The sequence below is a fragment of the Flavobacterium sp. MR2016-29 genome, assembly GCF_015350695.1.
Classification (GTDB): Bacteria; Bacteroidota; Bacteroidia; order Flavobacteriales; family Flavobacteriaceae; genus Flavobacterium.
Map to the genome: position 1 here is coordinate 37,067 of NZ_JADKPU010000005.1, position 17,535 is coordinate 54,601.

Annotated in this window: 11 protein-coding genes; all 11 read right to left on the minus strand. The window is 34.9% G+C overall.

The window, feature by feature from the left end; all coding sequences use genetic code 11:
- Nucleotide 1: 1 nt before the first annotated feature.
- The 11 genes from IR010_RS12550 to IR010_RS12600 all read right to left on the minus strand — a co-directional run bounded on the left by IR010_RS12550 (nt 2) and on the right by IR010_RS12600 (nt 17,523).
- Nucleotides 2–3,094, minus strand: coding sequence for a SusC/RagA family TonB-linked outer membrane protein (locus tag IR010_RS12550; protein WP_194604287.1), 3,093 nt, complete (start codon nt 3,092–3,094; stop codon nt 2–4).
- Nucleotides 3,095–3,640: 546 nt separating this feature from the next.
- Nucleotides 3,641–4,297 (minus strand): fructose-6-phosphate aldolase, encoded by a 657-nt coding sequence (gene fsa, locus IR010_RS12555; RefSeq protein WP_029272873.1) that lies wholly within the window; start codon nt 4,295–4,297, stop codon nt 3,641–3,643.
- A 225-nt stretch (nt 4,298–4,522) separates the two neighbouring features.
- Nucleotides 4,523–5,848 carry a xylose isomerase gene (gene xylA / locus IR010_RS12560; RefSeq protein ID WP_029272872.1) on the minus strand — a complete coding sequence of 442 codons (1,326 nt, stop codon included), beginning with the start codon at nt 5,846–5,848 and terminating at the stop codon, nt 4,523–4,525.
- 8 nt (nt 5,849–5,856) lie between these two features.
- Complete coding sequence (locus IR010_RS12565; RefSeq protein ID WP_194604291.1) at nt 5,857–7,341, minus strand: xylulokinase; 1,485 nt, start codon at nt 7,339–7,341, stop codon at nt 5,857–5,859.
- Nucleotides 7,342–7,344: 3 nt separating this feature from the next.
- Complete coding sequence (locus IR010_RS12570) at nt 7,345–8,355, minus strand: GntR family transcriptional regulator (protein WP_029272870.1); 1,011 nt, start codon at nt 8,353–8,355, stop codon at nt 7,345–7,347.
- Nucleotides 8,356–8,483: 128 nt separating this feature from the next.
- Nucleotides 8,484–9,509: a glycoside hydrolase family 43 protein gene (locus IR010_RS12575; protein WP_194604294.1), complete on the minus strand. Its 1,026-nt coding sequence runs from the start codon at nt 9,507–9,509 to the stop codon at nt 8,484–8,486.
- Nucleotides 9,510–9,539: 30 nt separating this feature from the next.
- Nucleotides 9,540–10,973, minus strand: coding sequence for an MFS transporter (locus tag IR010_RS12580; protein ID WP_194569849.1), 1,434 nt, complete (start codon nt 10,971–10,973; stop codon nt 9,540–9,542).
- Between the two features lie 219 nt (nt 10,974–11,192).
- Nucleotides 11,193–12,302 (minus strand): endo-1,4-beta-xylanase, encoded by a 1,110-nt coding sequence (locus tag IR010_RS12585; RefSeq protein WP_194604297.1) that lies wholly within the window; start codon nt 12,300–12,302, stop codon nt 11,193–11,195.
- A gap of 22 nt (nt 12,303–12,324) precedes the next feature.
- Nucleotides 12,325–15,228, minus strand: a complete 2,904-nt coding sequence (locus IR010_RS12590) for a glycosyl hydrolase 115 family protein (RefSeq protein WP_228515160.1) — start codon at nt 15,226–15,228, stop codon at nt 12,325–12,327.
- Between the two features lie 217 nt (nt 15,229–15,445).
- On the minus strand, nt 15,446–16,609 hold the full coding sequence (uxuA, locus tag IR010_RS12595; protein ID WP_228515166.1) for a mannonate dehydratase: 1,164 nt from the start codon (nt 16,607–16,609) through the stop codon (nt 15,446–15,448).
- A gap of 176 nt (nt 16,610–16,785) precedes the next feature.
- Entirely contained in the window at nt 16,786–17,523 is a 738-nt protein-coding gene (locus tag IR010_RS12600; protein WP_194569857.1) for an SDR family NAD(P)-dependent oxidoreductase, read from the minus strand.
- Nucleotides 17,524–17,535 lie beyond the last annotated feature (12 nt).

The window sequence follows — 17,535 nt, forward strand, 5'->3', positions numbered from 1 at the left end:
TTTAAAATGTTAAGTTAAGGCCAATCAAGAAGGTACGTGTTGAAGGAGTGTTTGTTCCTAAGGTCAGCAAACGTCTTTTATAGAAATCAGTTGTTGCTGCATTTTCGTTCCCATACGAATTGGTTTCAGGGTCCATACCTGTTTCTTTATGGTAAGGAGAATAAATTACGAATGGATTTTGCACAGTACAATAAAGACGAAATCTGTCTATTCCGGCATCTTTAATAAATTTTTCAGTAATGTTATAACCTAGTGTAATGGTGCGGATTTTAACATAAGAGGCATCAAAGTATCCTAAAGTAGATCCGTATTTTGGATTATCATTACTTGTAATTCCGCCTGGTCTCGGGTATTTTGCATCCGTATTTTCAGGTGTCCAGTAATCTACTTTTACGTTTCCTCTTCTTCCGCTCAACATGTTAAGATAACCTGATGAAGAGTAAAGCGTGCTGATAAGAACTCCTCCGCTCTGAAAGGCTCCTACTACACTTAGATCTAAATTTTTATAGGCTACACGAGTGTTGAAACCTCCTTGAAAATCAGGGTTAACATCTATGATTTGTCTGTCTGCGGGACCTATTTGTCTAGTTGGTGTTCCGTCTGCATTAAAATCTCCGGTATATTTTACTTTAATCATACCAACATTTCCTCCTGGCTCATATTTAGTAAAATTTGCATCTCCTTCTTGCCAAAGTCCTATTTTTTGATAATCGAAAATCACATCAATTGGATGTCCTACGAACCACCAGTTGTTTTCGTCTCTGTCTTGTCCAGAAGAAAGGGCTACCAGCTTATTTTTGTTCGAATAATAGTTTACCCCAACATCCCAAGACCAGCCATTTAGATTGTCTAATATTGATCCGTTAAGTGTAAATTCGTAACCTTTATTTTGAGTTTGTCCTATGTTTGCTGTATAACTGCCCACACCTGCTGTTGGAGGCAGACCTACACTTAAAAGGATATCTTTTGTATCGGTAACATAATACTCCGCTGTTCCGGTTAAACGATTTTTAAAAAAGCCAAAGTCAATTCCGTAGTTCATTGTTGTAGAATATTCCCAACCCAAATCAGGATTAGGCAACGTCGATACATAATATCCAGTTGTATTTACTTCGCCAAAATTGTATGGTCTTGAATTTAAACTGCCCAGTGTAGAGTAAGGTGCAACTGCCTGGTTGGATGTTTCTCCGTAACCAACACGCAATTTTAACTGTTCCAGCCAATTTACATTTTGCATAAAAGATTCATTTTTGATGTTCCATCCAGCAGATACTGCAGGATAAGTATGCCATTGATGTCCTTTGGCAAGTCTTGAAGAGGCATCAGATCGAACAGTTGCTGTAAGCATATAGCGATTGTCATAAGAATACATAGCGCGGGCCATGTACGAAATCAAGCCGCTTTGCTGATAATCCTGATTGTCCGGATTAATCGAAATTTCTCCCGCGGCTCTTCCTAAATTGTAAAATTGGAAAGAATCTGAAGGAATATCTTTCGCAGAAACTTGTGACTTATTGTATGTCGTTTGTTCTGAAGAGTACATTGCAACTGCATTTACCTGATGTTTTCCAAAAGTGCGATCGAAAGTAAGCAAGTTTTGAATTGTCCAGTTTGTATTAAGCGTGTTGGTAATAGATGCTGTTGAAACTGTGGTCGGATTGATACTAAATACACCTTCTCCAGTATATTGACCTCCATTAGTAGAACGGAAATTACCTCCCAGATCTAAATGGTATTTCAAGCCTTCTACACCCGGTATTTTTACCTCCGCATATAAAGTGTTATATGAACTGTATGCTCTTGTCTGGTCTATCCACTTATCTTCTAAATTATTAATCGTTTCTCTTGTATAGACCCAGTTTTCATCTAATGGCATTTTCACAGTTCTTTTCAAAGAGCCGTCTGCATTATACGGATTAGAAATAGAAGTTGTACTTAACGTATTGTACAAACTTAAGTTACCTCCATTTGTAACAGAGTAATTATTATTTGTAGTGAAACCAAATTTAAAATAAGACCCTACTGCCTGATCGACAGCACCTCGCAACGATAAACGGCTGTAGTCTTGTCCCGGTACAACTGCTTCTTCTTTGTAATAACTCGCACCAAAATTATAATTACCATTTTCAGTACCGCTAGAAACGCCTATATCGTGATTTGTTACAACACCCGATCCAAAAAACAAGTCTTGCCAATTGGTATTTACATTATTAGATTCATCTGCACCGTTCGAGTAAAGTGGTGCTGTAGTACCTGGAAGAGTGGCTGCTTTACGCAAGGCAACAAATTCTGGTCCGTTCATCATTGGGAACTCTGCAAAAATATTTTTCAAACCGCTGTAAGTATTGTATGTAAATTTTGCTTTTTGACCTTTCTGACCTTTATTAGTTGATACTAAAATAACACCATTAGCACCACGCGATCCATAAATGGCAGTTGCTGATGCGTCTTTTAAAATGTCAATACTTTTGATATTATCCGGACTAATATCACCAATTGATCCTGCAAATGGAACTCCATCTAACACTACCAGCGGATTGTTGTCTGCCGTTAGCGAACGCGTACCTCTAATACGAATTTGCATTTCAGCACCTGGCTTAGATGATGTCTGAGTCATTTGAACTCCTGCTAAACGCCCTTGCAAAGCCTGTGTTATATTAGCCGATGGCACCTCACGAACTACGTCTCCTTTAATGGAAGATACAGAACCTGTTACTGCTTCTTTTCGCTGTGTACCATAACCAATCACTACAACTTCCTGCAATGCGTTAGAATTTTCTTCTAATACTGCATTTATTTTATTCTTACCTCCTACGGATATCTCTTTTGTTTTTAGACCTAGAAAGCTAAATACTAATACTCCATTAGAAGGAACATTCGAAATAGAATAATTCCCATCAAAACCTGTGGCGACACCCGTTTTAGTGCCCTTGATACTCACATTTGCTCCTGGAATCGGACCATTCGCATCTGAAACAACTCCTGTTACTGTAGTTTGAGCCGTGGCACTCAAAGAAAACAGAAAAATCAGGGATAAAAACCCAAAGCACTTAAAGAGCTTTGGTTTGCTTTTAATTGTAAAGAATTCAGTCATAAAAATTGATTTAGATAATTAATAGTTGGTTTAGTTAGTTTTTAGTGAAATAGAAACTCATATACTTAGCGAAGTGAAAAACAGCACACTTATCTCTTATTTTCAAAACAAATATAGACAAAAATACAAAACACGCAATCGGTTGTGTAATATTTTTTTATCTATATCGAAAAAAAAGTCATAATTAAATATGAGATATATAAATTTAACTAGAAAGGATTAGGTATTACGCAAATCAATACTATTTAGATTTCACAGTATTATTTTAGAAAAATAATAAGCTATTACCCTTAAAAGGTAGTAAAAACAACAACTTTAAAAAATTAAGATCGTTAAATACAGAAAATACAGTAGAAAATAAAAATTTAAAATCTCGTAAAAAAAGATTTTTTAACTGATAAAAAGAGCACATAATTTTTTAATAAATCATTCTTTTTAGGCACGGATTAAAAACACAATCGTTTGCTTTATAATACAAAAAAAACTCCTTTTAAATTAAAAAGGAGTTTTTTTTGAAAATCAAAATTTCGTTGAATTAAATCGAAATTATAAATTCATTTTTTTAGCATCTTCAACAAATTGTTTCAAACCAATATCCGTTAACGGATGTTTTAATAATCCTTTTATTGAGGACAAAGGTCCCGTCATAACATCAGATCCTGCTTTAGCACAATTTACTACATGCATAGTATGTCTGATCGAGGCGGAAAGTATTTGAGTATTGAATGCATAATTGTCGTAAATCTCTCTGATCTCAGCAATTAAATGCATTCCGTCGGTAGAAATATCATCTAGTCTTCCTAAAAAAGGAGATACATAAGTAGCGCCTGCTTTTGCTGCAAGCAATGCTTGCCCTGCTGAAAAAACCAAAGTAACATTGGTTCTTATTCCTTTATCCGAAAAATATTTACAGGCTTTAATTCCGTCAGCAATCATTGGGAGTTTTACAACAATTTGTTTGTGTAAGGCAGCCAACTCTTCTCCTTCTCTGACCATGCCTTCAAAATCTGTAGAAATAACTTCTGCAGAAACATCTCCATCTACAATAGTACAGATATCAAGGTAATGCTTCAAAATATTGGCTTTGCCGGAAATTCCTTCTTTGGCCATTAGCGACGGATTGGTGGTCACTCCATCTAAAACGCCTAAAGCTTGTGCTTCTTTAATGTCTTCTAAATTTGCTGTGTCAATAAAAAATTTCATTGTTTTTTGGTTTAAGGTTAGTTATGAAATATAGTTTTAAGTATCGTTTGTCATTTCGGCTCAAGAGAAAAATCAAACTAGAAATTATGCGAAGTTTTATCTACAATCTTTGCAGATTTCGAGTGTAATTTCTCGTTCACGGAAATGACAAGATTGTGCAAAAAAAATAAAAAAAGACCTAACAGATTTAAACTTGCCAGGCCTTTATAATTAAGTTTTTATCAATTAAATATATTGATTGATAATGTTTTCAAATAATTCTTGCTTACCGCTTTGCAATGATAATTCTCCATTTTGGTTTGCGATATCGTATAAATCTTTAAGGTTTAATTTTCCATCAGCAAAATCTTTACCTTTTCCAGAATCAAACGAGCTGTATCTTTCTTTTCTCAATTTTTCATAAGGAGAAGAAGTGATGATTTTATCTGCAGTCAACAATGCTCTTGCAAAAGTATCAGCACCTCCAATGTGCGCTAAGAAAACATCTTCCAAATCAGTTGAGTTTCTTCTGATTTTGGCATCAAAATTAACTCCTCCGCCTTGCAAGCCGCCCGCTTTTAAGAATACCAACATTGCTTCTGTCGTTTCTTGAATATTGTTTGGAAATTGGTCTGTATCCCAACCGTTTTGGTAGTCACCTCTGTTAGCATCAATACTTCCTAACATTCCAGCTTTTGCAGCCACTTCTAATTCGTGTTGAAAAGTGTGCTGTGCTAAAGTAGCATGGTTCACCTCAATATTGATTTTGAAATCTTTATCTAAACCATATTCACGTAAAAATCCGATAGCAGTCGCCGAGTCAAAATCGTATTGATGTTTAGATGGCTCCATTGGTTTTGGCTCAATAAAGAAAGTTCCTTTAAAACCTTGAGCTCTTGCGTAATCTCTAGACATTGTCAAGAATTTTGCCATATGGTCTAATTCTCTTCCCATATCTGTGTTCAATAAAGACATATAACCTTCTCTACCTCCCCAGAATACGTAGTTTTCTCCATCTAAAGCAATCGTCGCATCCAAAGCTAATTTTACTTGTCCTCCAGCTCTTGCCACTACATTAAAATCAGGATTTGTCGCTGCTCCGTTCATAAATCTTGGATTTGAAAAACAGTTTGAAGTTCCCCAAAGTAATTTAATTCCAGACTCCGCTTTTTTCTGTTTCAAATATTCTGTGATTGTAGCCAAACGTTTTTCAGACTCAGCAAATGTTGGGCCTTCAGCAACTAAATCATAATCGTGAAAACAGAAATAATCAAATCCCATTTTACTGATAAATTCAAATGCAGCATCTGCTTTATCTTTTGCAGCCTGAATCGGATCTGAAGACTGGTCCCAAGCAAAGTTTTGAGTTCCTGGTCCGAATGGATCGCTTCCTTGCCCGCAGAAAGTATGCCAATACGCGATAGCAAATCTAAAGTGCTCACGCATTGTTTTTCCAGCTACAACTTGGTCTGGATTGTAATATTTGAATGCCAAAGGATTATCAGACTCCTTGCCTTCAAATTTAATTTGACCAATACCTTTGTAGTATTCTTTATTTCCTAAAACTATCATTTGTTCTTTTATTTATTTGTTAATATTAGTTCTAATTCTTGTTTCCATTTTTGATAAGCCTTTTTATAAGGGGCTGCGTTGTGAAGTGGTAAAAATGTCATTACATGATCGTTGTCACTAACATTAGCTCCAAATTTACTGTAATCACCATCTTTTAAACCCACCGCTCTTGCCGCTCCTACTGCTCCGGTTGTATTGTAAATTTCGATTTCATGCCCAATTAATGTTGCCACAGTATTCGAAAAAATTTCTGAGCGGAATAAATTATCATTTCCAGCTCGAATCACATTAATTGTCGCATTATCTTCTTTTAAACATTCCATTCCGTATACAAAAGAAAAAGCAATTCCTTCTAAAGAAGCTCTAAACAAATGTGCACTATTGTGAATGTTTAAGTTGAGGTTTAGAAAATGAGTTCCGATGGTTTTGTTGTTGAACATACGCTCAGCGCCATTTCCAAACGGAATGACCACAACGCCTTCTGATCCAACTTCAATATTTGAAGCCTTTTCATTCATTGCTTCATAACTCTCATTTCCCATATTATTACGCAGCCATCTGTATTGTATTCCGGCTCCGTTAATGTTCAATAATTTTCCGATTCTTGGCGTTTCAACTTCATAGTTAACATGAACAAAGTTGTTTACTCTATTGGTTTTATTTCCAGACGCCATTTCGCTTACAGCGTAAAAAACGCCAGAAGTACCGCCTGTTGCTGCTACTTCTCCCGGATTTAATACATTTAACGATAAGGCATTATTTGGCTGGTCGCCAGCGCGGTAAACAATCGGAATTCCGACAGGAAGTCCAGATTCTTTAGAAGCTTTTTCATTTAAAATTCCTTGATTTGTAAAATTCTCTACAATTTCTGGAGTCAAAGATTGATCAATTCCGTAATAATCCAACAGCCAATTGGCTACTTTGTTTTCTTTATAATCCCAAAGCATTCCTTCAGAAAGACCGTTTTTAGTTGTTGTAAATTTTCCGGTAAGTTTATAGGCAATATAATCGCCTGGCAACATGTATTTGTAAACTTTATTATAGATTGCTGGTTCGTTTTCTTTTACCCATTTTAGTTTCGAAGCCGTAAAATTTCCTGGAGAATTCAGCAAATGCTCTGAACATTTTTCTGGACCAATTTCAGCGAAAGCGGTATTTCCAATTTCAACTGCACGGCTGTCGCACCAAATAATAGAATTTCGAAGCGGATTGCCTTCTTTATCTACAATAACCAATCCGTGCATTTGATAGGATATACCAACACCTTGAATTTTAGAAGCATCAATATTTGCTTCACGAATGGCTCTTTTGGTCGCCACACAAATGTGCTGCCACCAAATTTCGGGATCTTGTTCTGCCCAGTCTGGGTGCAAGGACACAATTTCCATTTCGTTTTGAGGCTCATTCAAAACAATTATCTTTTTGCCAGTTTCGGCTTCTACCAAGGCAACCTTGACAGACGAACTTCCGATATCATATCCTATATAATACATAACTTATAATGATTCTCTTAATATTAAATTTGTGGGTACATAACACTGCACAACTTCATCATGTGTAATAAATGCAGCTGCTTTTGTTCCTAATTGATTAAAATCAGTCGAAACAACTGAAATTCCTTTGTATATAAATTTTTTCATTGGCGTTTCATTGTAAGATAAAAAACCAACATCTTCTCCAGGCTCCAAATCTTTATCTTTGCACTGCTCTAAAAAATGACCTAAAATCCTGTCGCTGATACTGATGTAAGCAATGCCTTTTTCGATATTAAACTTTTTAGGATCTGTTATAATTTCATTTTTAAAATTAAAATCAGCACAAAATTTCTTAAAAAACTCCAAGGTTTCCTTTGGATGATTGGTATAATCCGGATACACAAACTGAAGGCTTTTGTATTTCTTAAATAAATCTGCAGCCTCTTTCAATGCATTATAAAATGCTTTTCCGAAATCCTGAAAAACATAATTATTATTATTTTCAGCGTGAATATTCCAATCAATCAAGAGCAATTTTTCATTCGAAATAGTTTCGAGCGTTGGTGCAATTTCATCGTGATCAAAATTCATTACCACGTATTTGTAATATTTCCCGACACTGTTATTGATTATCGTCTTAAAAACATCAATGTTATAATGATGAAACTGAACATCTGTAATTACATTATCCGGCAAATTATTCACAAACGAATGATACAAAACCTCTTTATACGCTTTAAAAGTATCTAATACCAAAAGTACTTTTCTGGTTTCTCCCGAAACATAATACCCTTTATTCGGAACAGAATCGATTATATTTTGATCTTTTAGAATCGAATATGCCTTAAAAACAGTATCTCTCGATAGCTGATTGTTTTTGCAGATCGCATTTACAGACGGCAATAAATCTCCTTTCTGCAAAATATTCTCTGCAATGGCATTATTAATTCCGTTTACCAATTGCTGGTATTTCGGAATATCACTGTCGTGATTAATAACAAATACAAATTTTTCCTGTTCTTCGTTTAGCATACCGTTCCGTTCTGTTCTGGTATGCTAAAGTAAATAATCCCATTTTATAAAAAAAATATTTTTTAAATGAAATTGTTATTTTTAATATACAGTTTTAAAATTCTACTTATTTATTCTTAAAAATTAAATTAATCCCTTTTATCGTAAGGATCTATAGTTACAATCGACCCATCTGCATTGTATTCAATTTTAGTTACTTTGATTGATCTTAAGTGCGTTATGCCTTTTGACAAACTTGAATCGTGGTAAAACAAATACCATTCATTATTGATCTCACAAATAGAATGATGTGAAGTCCAGCCAATAACCGGTTTCAAAATCTTGCCTTGATAAACAAAAGGACCATACGGATTATCTCCAATTCCGTAACAAATAAAATGTGTGTCACCTGTTGAGTACGAGAAATAATATTTATTGTTGTATTTATGCATCCACGAAGCCTCAAAAAAGCGGCGATCGTTGTCTCCAGCCAATAGAATATTTCCGTTTTCATCCAGAATTTTTATTTCTTTAGGCTCTTCAGCAAACTCTTTCATATCTTCAGAAAGCAAAGCAACAATTGGTCCCAAAGCAGGTTCATTTGCTAAAGGTTCTTCATTCTCTTTATCATATATATTATTTCGATATTTTTGAAGCTGGCCTCCCCAAATTCCTCCAAAATACATATAATACTTGCCATCGTTATCCTCAAAAACTGCAGGATCAATAGTATAACTTCCTTTGATTGCTTCGGGTTCAGGAATAAAAGGCCCAACTGGAGAATCGCTAACAGCAACTCCAATCTGGAAAATTCCGTTTGCTCTCTTTGCTGGAAAATACAAATAATATTTTCCGTTTTTGTGCGCTGCGTCCGGAGCCCACATTTGCCTTTCTGCCCAAGCAACATCCTTTACATGCAGGGCAACACCATTATCTACAGCATTGGCATTTACATTATCCATAGAAATTACATGATAATCCTCCATACCAAAATGATCGCCATTGTCATTAAAAGGAATTCCGGCATCAATATCATGAGACGGATAAATATAAATTTTTCCATTGAAGACATGTGCAGACGGGTCAGCAGTATAAATATGATGTACTAATGGATTTGAAATGGCTTTTTTATCTAACGCTAAAAAGTCAATATTATCAATATTATCTTCAGGCATGCTACTCTTTTTTATAATTTTTAAAATGAACTAGGCTCTTCTTTCTTTTAAATCTGCTTCAATCTGAACTTCCATTTTTTTATTTATTTTGTAGAAGAACAATAATCCAACGCCAACCAGAAAAGGAATAGAAGGAAAAACACTTACCAACAATTTTATTCCGTTTATGGCAATGTTAGATTGAACTGCTGCATTTGGTACGTAATCAAAATGCCCTAATAATGAAGTTGTTAAAGCTCCTCCAATACTCAAACCTGCTTTTAGTCCAACCATCATAGCCGAAAATATAATAGCCGTAGCACGGCGATTATTCAGCCATTCTGAGTAATCTGCAACATCTGCAATCATAGCCCAAAGAATCGGTATTGTTATGCCGTAGAAAAAGCCGTGTAAAATTTGAGAGATAAAAATAAGGGGAATTGATTTTGAAGAAAACAAATAAAAAGCCAATATAAATAAGGTCGACACAAATAAGAAGGAAGCGAAAACATTACGTTTCCCGTATTTATCTGCTAATCTTTTAGAAAGCGTAATTCCGACAATCATGAAAATTATACCGCCAGCATTAAACAAACCAAATCCGGCCGCAATAGGATCATTACCAAACTGGTTTAACCCAATATTGGCCAAAGCATCTAAAATAGGCTGAATAAAAATTGCCAGCTGTTCTTTATCTACATAATTTTCAAAATAATACACATATGCACCTCCTTTCATTGCCAATGTTATAAAAACCAAAGTAGTCAGCGTCAGCATTATGAGCCAAGGTTTATTTTTCATTAAATCGCTTAAATCTTCTTTTATGCTAGATTTCTGTTCTGGTTTTGGAACAATGCGCTCTTTTGTTGTAAAAAATGTAATCAAAAGCATTATTGTTCCGATAATTGCCAAAACCGTCATTACTTTTTCGATCCCAACAGCTTTATCGCCATTTCCCGCACTTTTTATAATGCCAAGCATAAAAACCTGAACAAAAAACTGTGCAAACATAACCGCAACAAATCGATACGACGACAAACTGTTTCGCTCGCCCATATCGCCTGTAATGACACCGCTCAAGGCAGAATATGGCAAATTGTTGCTCGCATAAAAAAGCAAAAGCAATGTATAGGTTACCACTGCGTAAATGACTTTTCCGTGATAGGAGAAATCAGGTGTTGTAAAAGCAAGCAAAGCAATAACGCCAAGCGGTACTGCCGTCCATAAAATCCAAGGTCTGAATTTTCCCCATTTTGTACTCGTTCTGTCCGCCAATACTCCAATAATTGGATTAAAAATAAAGGCCGCAATTAAACCTACAGCCAACATGATTATCGAAGAATGTGTAGGCGATAATCCATAAATATCAGTGTAAAAATACGCCAGATAAGTAATTAAGGTCTGAAAGACTAAATTAGCCGCAAGGTCGCCTAAGCTGTATCCAATTTTTTCTTTTATGGATAATTTTTGGGAGTTGAAATTCATTATTGATCTGTGGTTATTTTGGGTTAGTCTATAATCAAACTCTTTTAAAATTTAATTATTTAGTTAGTTCTCGTACTGGTTTCAAAAGGGTTTTAATTAAGCAATCGGTTGTGTAAAATTAGTAAAAAATACATACTATGCAAATTTACTTTCCTTTATTGCAGTATTTTTCAAAAAACAACCTATTGCATTATTAATTCTATCTTTATCTTTTAACCCTTATTCTTTAATTTCTTTAAGTTCAATAACACTATTATATGCTTTTTTAGGCTTTAGCACTGCATCAAACAATAAAGGATAATTAGTACGTCCTTTTATCGGCCAATCGTTTAGCCAAGACTGACCATCATAAACACCCCAAAAAGTCACTCGGCTGATTTTGTCTTTGTGTTTTAAGAATAATTTAAAAATTGAGGCATAACGCGCTGCCAATTTAGTTTGAACAGAATCAGGCAGTTTTTCTGCGTACGGATTCATTTTCGGATTTTCCTCAAATTTCTGATTGACGTCAGCACCTTTTAAATCCCACGGATTAGGCAAAACTGTGATATCTAATTCTGTAAAAGCTACTTTAACGCCAAGTGCAGAATAAGCCAAAATACTTTTTTCGATTTCTTCTAAAGATGGACTTTCCAAGCGCCAATGTGCCTGAATACCAACACCGTCAATTTTCCCTCCGGCCGCTTTAATTTTTTTGATCAAATTAATTGTGCCTTCCCTTTTCGCTGGCTCTTCATTATTATAATCGTTGTAATACAAATCTGCTTTCGGATCAGCTGCTGCCGCTAATTTAAAAGCATCAACAAGATATTTTTCGCCAAGTGTATTCAAAAAAATTGATTTTCTCAATGTTCCATCGTCGTTTAAAGCTTCATTTACTACATCCCACGAACCAATTCTTCCTTTGTATTTAGAAACAATTGTCGTGATATGATCTTTCATAAAAGCTTTCATTTGTGTGCTGTCTTTTATTTTCTCCATCCAAGGTGCTAATTGACTGTGCCAGATTAAAGTATGTCCGTGAATAAACATTTTATTTTTCTCACCATACGCTACAAATTTATCTGCAAGAGTAAAATCATATTTATTCTTTTCAGGATGAACAAACATCGATTTCATACTATTTTCTGCCGTAATGGCGTTAAATTCTTTGCGTATTAAAGAATCAACTTTAGGATTTTTTTGTTCGATTTGATCTGCGCTTAAAGCAGTTCCGATATAAAAGTCATTTTTATACGAATCCTTTAGTGTAACTGCTTCTTTTTTTGAAGCACAATTCACAAAAAACACTGTAGTAATTGCCAGCAAATAAGGTTTGATTAATTTCATTTTTATGGTTTTTGGTTGATAGTTACTTGGTTTTAAAACTTTCTGGCGGACCTAAATAAGATTTAAGCAATTGTCCTGATTCTGTTTCAATTACAATTTTTTGAAGCACTAAAGAAGGATCTACACCATACATTTTTAAAATATGATGTCCAGAATTTTCAATTGTATGCGAAGAGGTTATTATTTTAATATTATCAGCGACAGAAGCATTCCAGTTTTTATCTGAATTATCCTGATTAAGATTCATAATTTGAGGAACTTCTGAGTCAAATCCGATTCCGTATTTTAAACCGTCATGAATGCTGAAATTAATTGTCGGCGAAAAATAAGCCTGAACTTTTACGTTTCCTTTGCAAAAAAAATGCACTTCATATTCTAATCTTGGTGATTGCTCTGAAACAATAATACTTTGAAAATTAGAAGGTTTTAAAGTTACTCCCGATGCTGTTTTGCCGATATTCGGAATCGTGGTCCATTTAATCAAATTTCCATCGATTGCTTTTGAATAATTTTGAGCGTCAATTGCAATTATTCCGTTACTTTCAACAAAACCTTTTATTCCAGTCAATTCAATATTTTTCGCAATAACATTTACCACAAATTTTTGTTTGTTTGCAGTTATTGTAAATTGAGATTTCAGATCGCCTTTTGGAACTTTTTTCCAATCTATATTTACTAAAATTCTCTTTTCCTGATCGATTTTTCCTTTTAATTTTGAAACTACAACCCAGTCACTTTTAGTTGTAATTTTAAAGTCAAAAGGTTTTGCTCCCCGGTTAAATAAATCAACGTAAAAGGTTTTATTTTCTAAAGAATTAAAAGTCGGCAGAACAATTTCTTCTTTAGAATTTGGCCACCAGCTTTCAGAGCCTTCAATCGCAATTCCGGCTTCTGATTTGTTTGGCAATTCAATTAATTGTGTTTTCGGAATAACATTGTTTTTAGGTTCCTGCCAAGATGTGTAACCAATATGCGTTTGCGACATCATATGATTCCATTTGCCGTTTGCGAGTTTTGTATGATAATAATTGGTCAGCAAACTGTCTTTTTCAAACAGCTCCTTTACCTGTTTTGCATATGAATTTGCAGAAGCTCTTCCTTGACTCGCATAAAGCTGATTTTTTGCCGTTGACACATACAGTTCATTTAAATTTGAACTTGCTAAAACCGGGAACAAAACCAGCTGATAAAAAGCATCTTTATATTCTGGCTGCAATTCATCATTAATTTGATCCGCTTCTTGAACCAACTTTTTATAAGCAGCTACAATGTTTTCTGCTTCCTTATAATTGGTAATACTGTATGTTTTCTCCTGCAGCAATTCAGGTTTTCTTCTTGCATTATATTTAGTGTACAATTTTAAAATTGCTGCAATTTCATCAGCATTTTGACCACCAAAATTTTCCTTAGCCCATTGCACGTAATATTGATCTAAATGTCCCGCATTAAATTTTTCTGGATTCCATGCCATATCAAGAAAAAACTCAATCGGAAACTCCATTGGTTTAATATCGCCGACATTAACAATCCAAATTTTATCAACTCCATATTGATAAGCCAAATCCATTTGTTCCCAAGTACGCTCGATTTGGTTGGTATTGATCCATTTATAATTTCTCGGTCCGCCCACATAATCGTAATGATAATAAATCCCGTAACCGCCTTTTCTTGGTTTCGCATCCAATTCTGGTAATTTCCTGATATTTCCCCAATTATCATCACATAACAAAAGCGTAATATCATCCGGAACGCGCATTCCTTTGTCGTAATACTCTTGAACCTCTTTATAAAGTGCCCACATTTGCGGGGTTTCCTCGATTGGTTTTTTGGTAACTTCTTTTATAATATCACGCTGTGTTTTTACGATATTTTCTAATAATCCAATTGCTGTTCCCTGTGTCATAGGTTCGTCACCGTCGCCTCGCATTCCAACCGTTACAATGGTTTCAGTATTACCTATTCTTTTCATTCCGTCTTTCCAAAACGAAATCAGGTTTTCAGAATTGGTATTAAAATCCCATTTTCCTTTTCCTAATTTAGCCCATTCTGCATGCGCTCGTGTTAAAGGTTCGTGGTGAGAAGTTCCCATTACAATTCCGTATTCGTCTGCCAAAACTGCATTTTGAGGATCATCAACATAAAACATTCTGCCCCACATCGATGGCCACAAATAATTGCCTTTCATTCTCAAAATCAACTCAAAAACTTTATCGTAAAATTTAGCATTAAAACCACCATAATTTTCAAATGCCCAACCAGATAAGGCTGGAGCTTCGTCATTTATAAAGATGCCTCGGTATTTTACTTTTGGTTCTTCTTGTGTATGAACTCCAGGCAAGACATGCAAATCTGATTGTTTTTTAACTGGAACATCTGCCCAAAAATACCAAGGAGAAACTCCTATTTGACTGGATAAATCATATATGCCGTAAATTGTTCCTCTTTTATCTGAACCTGCAATAACCAACGCTTTTTTTATTCCGTTAAAAGGATTCTCAACAATTTGAGTTGTAAATTTTTCCCATTTTCCTTTTAGCTGATTTGCATCAATTTTTCCTTCTTTAGCCAGCTGATCGATAATTTCACTTTTCCCGAGTGTTCCTATGATTATGACAAAATCTGTTGCTTCTGAAATTGAATTTATTCTTTTTGAATGCAAATCGGTTACCTTAAAAAGATCATTTTCGAAATGTCCCGCAACACGCAAAACTCCCGAAAAATCATTTTTACTCACTAAAACCGAAGCAATTTTCCCGTTTGAAGCCAAAGGAAAATTTTCGGCGGAAGCCAAATTAACTACATATTTCTCAGGGTTTATTGCAGAAGATTTTGTGCTTAATCCGATTAGGAAAAGCCATAAAATCAGATGCGATAATTTCATTTTTAAACACATAGGGTCATACGTTTCTTTGTCTGTAAAAGGCATTTCACTTTTTTAAACAAATATAGTTCTCATCAGTTTTGTGATTCGATCCCGAGGCTTCGGGAGAGGAATCACACGAGAAATTCCGCAATCAGAATTAGCAATCTTTGTCAAACCCCGAGTGTGATTCCTCTCCCGAAGCCTCGGGCTCGGAATGACAATAGAACTTTTATTTATACCTAACAGGTTTGGAAACCTGTTAGGATACGTAAACTAATTTCTATAAATTCAATTTATATGCAATTCCCATTTCCAATCCTCTTAATTCGGCTAAACCTTTTAGTCTGCCAACTAAAGAATATCCTGGATATGTTTCTTTGTCTTCATCAACAGCGTGCAAAAATCCGTGATCGGGACGCATAGGCAAACTTAGTTTTCTGGAATTCATCAATAAAAGTATTTTTTCAATAATAACTTCCATTTTTGTGTCGCCATTTAAATGCTCTGATTCCCTAAAAATGGTTTCGCTTTCGCGGAAAGTATTTCGGAGATGCAAAAAGTGAATTCGGTCTCCAAAGTCATCAATAATTTTCGCCAGATTATTTTTCGGATCTGCTCCTAATGAACCCGTGCAGTAACATAATCCATTTGCGTTCAAAGGCACAGCGTCAAAAATCGCTTTAATATCATTTTCTGTAGAAACAATTCTTGGCAAACCTAAAACTGAAAGCGGAGGATCATCAGGATGAATCGCTAATTTCGAATCATTTTCTTCAGCAATTGGGGCTACTTCTGATAAAAAATAAATCAAGTTTTCTCTCAATTTAGCATTGTCAATATTGGCGTAATTATCTAATAGAGACAAAATTTGTTCAGCCGTAAAATTGATTTTGCTTCCCGGTAATCCTAAAAGAACATTTTTAAAAAGCAATGCCTTTTCGTCTTCTGAAAGTGTATTGCCAAATTTTAAAGCATTTTCTTTTTCTGTTTCTGAATAATCGTTTTCAGAATTGGGTCTTTGCAAAAGATAAACATCAAAATAAGTAAAAGCTTCTTGATTATATAACAGCGCTTTACTCCCATCTTCATTACTAAAATTATGATCGGTTCGAACCCAGTCTAAAATTGGCATAAAATTATACGTGATAATTTTAATCCCACAATCTGACAGGTTCTTAATGCTGACTTTATAATTTTCAATGTACTGCAAATAGTTTCCGGCTGCTCTTTTTATTTCTTCATGAACGGGCAAACTTTCCACTACTGTCCATTCTAATCCTGCGTTTCTAATGATTTGCTGTCTTTCTTTAATGTCTTCAATTGTCCAGACTTCTCCCACCGGAATTTGATGCAAAGCCGTTACAATTCCAGTCGCGCCGGCTTGTTTTATGTCAATTAATTTTACACTGTCCTGAGGGCCAAACCAGCGCATGGTTTGCTGCATTTTTATCATACATTGTTCTTTATAACCATTGAGTAAATTATTCTAACACATATAGGTAATGTAAACTTAAAATAGGCGTTTCACTTGTTGTATTAATAGAGTGTATCTATGTGAAGAATGTGTTTCTTTTTTTACAAATAAATCTATGTTGCTATGTGTTTAATCATTTTTCAGCATTAAAAACCAATACTGTTTCCACCGTCAACTGGCAAAATAGTTCCAGTTGTAAATTTAGATTCATTTGATGCAAAATAAAAAACAGCATCTGCAATATCTGACGGTTCTCCTAAAATTCCCATTGGAGTTCTATTTAATACTTTATTTTTTCTTTCAGGATCACTGTCTAAGGCTTTCGCCGACATTTTAGTTTTAATGAAACCCGGTGCCACGCAATTAACGCGAATGCCAAAAGGCGCCAATTCTACCGCCATTGCTCTGGTCATCGATTCGATTGCGCCTTTGCTCGCTGAATATGCAATTACTTTCGGAATACCATATTGAGACGCCATTGAACTGATATTGACGATATTTCCTCCATTATTCTCCTTCATATTTTTTACAACTGCTTTGCTTACAGCGAAAACGCTCAAAAGATTGGTATGAATTATTGATAAAAAATCTTCATCTGTTACGTCTAAAAATTCTTTTTTTAAGTTGATTCCGGCATTGTTTACCAAAACATCAATCGGATTATCCTTAGTTAAGTTCTCGATCATGGCCGGAATTCCTGCAATGTCATTTAGATCATATAAAACCGGAATTGCATTGGCGCCAATTGCTGCACAGGCTTCCTCTGTTTTTTCTTTTGATCTTCCAATTATAAATGTTTTGATACCATTATCACATAGTTTTTGTGCTGTTGCGAAACCTAAACCCGAATTCCCTCCGGTAACAATTGCTGTTTTTATGCTCATATTTTTATTTGT

Excerpts from the sequence above, each read along its gene's own strand:
- IR010_RS12550 (WP_194604287.1), bottom strand. The coding sequence starts at position 3,094 with ATGACTGAATTCTTTACAATTAAAAGCAAACCAAAGCTCTTTAAGTGC.
- fsa (WP_029272873.1), bottom strand. The coding sequence starts at position 4,297 with ATGAAATTTTTTATTGACACAGCAAATTTAGAAGACATTAAAGAAGCA.
- xylA (WP_029272872.1), bottom strand. The coding sequence starts at position 5,848 with ATGATAGTTTTAGGAAATAAAGAATACTACAAAGGTATTGGTCAAATT.
- IR010_RS12565 (WP_194604291.1), bottom strand. The coding sequence starts at position 7,341 with ATGTATTATATAGGATATGATATCGGAAGTTCGTCTGTCAAGGTTGCC.
- IR010_RS12570 (WP_029272870.1), bottom strand. The coding sequence starts at position 8,355 with ATGCTAAACGAAGAACAGGAAAAATTTGTATTTGTTATTAATCACGAC.
- IR010_RS12575 (WP_194604294.1), bottom strand. The coding sequence starts at position 9,509 with ATGCCTGAAGATAATATTGATAATATTGACTTTTTAGCGTTAGATAAA.
- IR010_RS12580 (WP_194569849.1), bottom strand. The coding sequence starts at position 10,973 with ATGAATTTCAACTCCCAAAAATTATCCATAAAAGAAAAAATTGGATAC.
- IR010_RS12585 (WP_194604297.1), bottom strand. The coding sequence starts at position 12,302 with ATGAAATTAATCAAACCTTATTTGCTGGCAATTACTACAGTGTTTTTT.
- IR010_RS12590 (WP_228515160.1), bottom strand. The coding sequence starts at position 15,228 with ATGCCTTTTACAGACAAAGAAACGTATGACCCTATGTGTTTAAAAATG.
- uxuA (WP_228515166.1), bottom strand. The coding sequence starts at position 16,609 with ATGCAGCAAACCATGCGCTGGTTTGGCCCTCAGGACAGTGTAAAATTA.
- IR010_RS12600 (WP_194569857.1), bottom strand. The coding sequence starts at position 17,523 with ATGAGCATAAAAACAGCAATTGTTACCGGAGGGAATTCGGGTTTAGGT.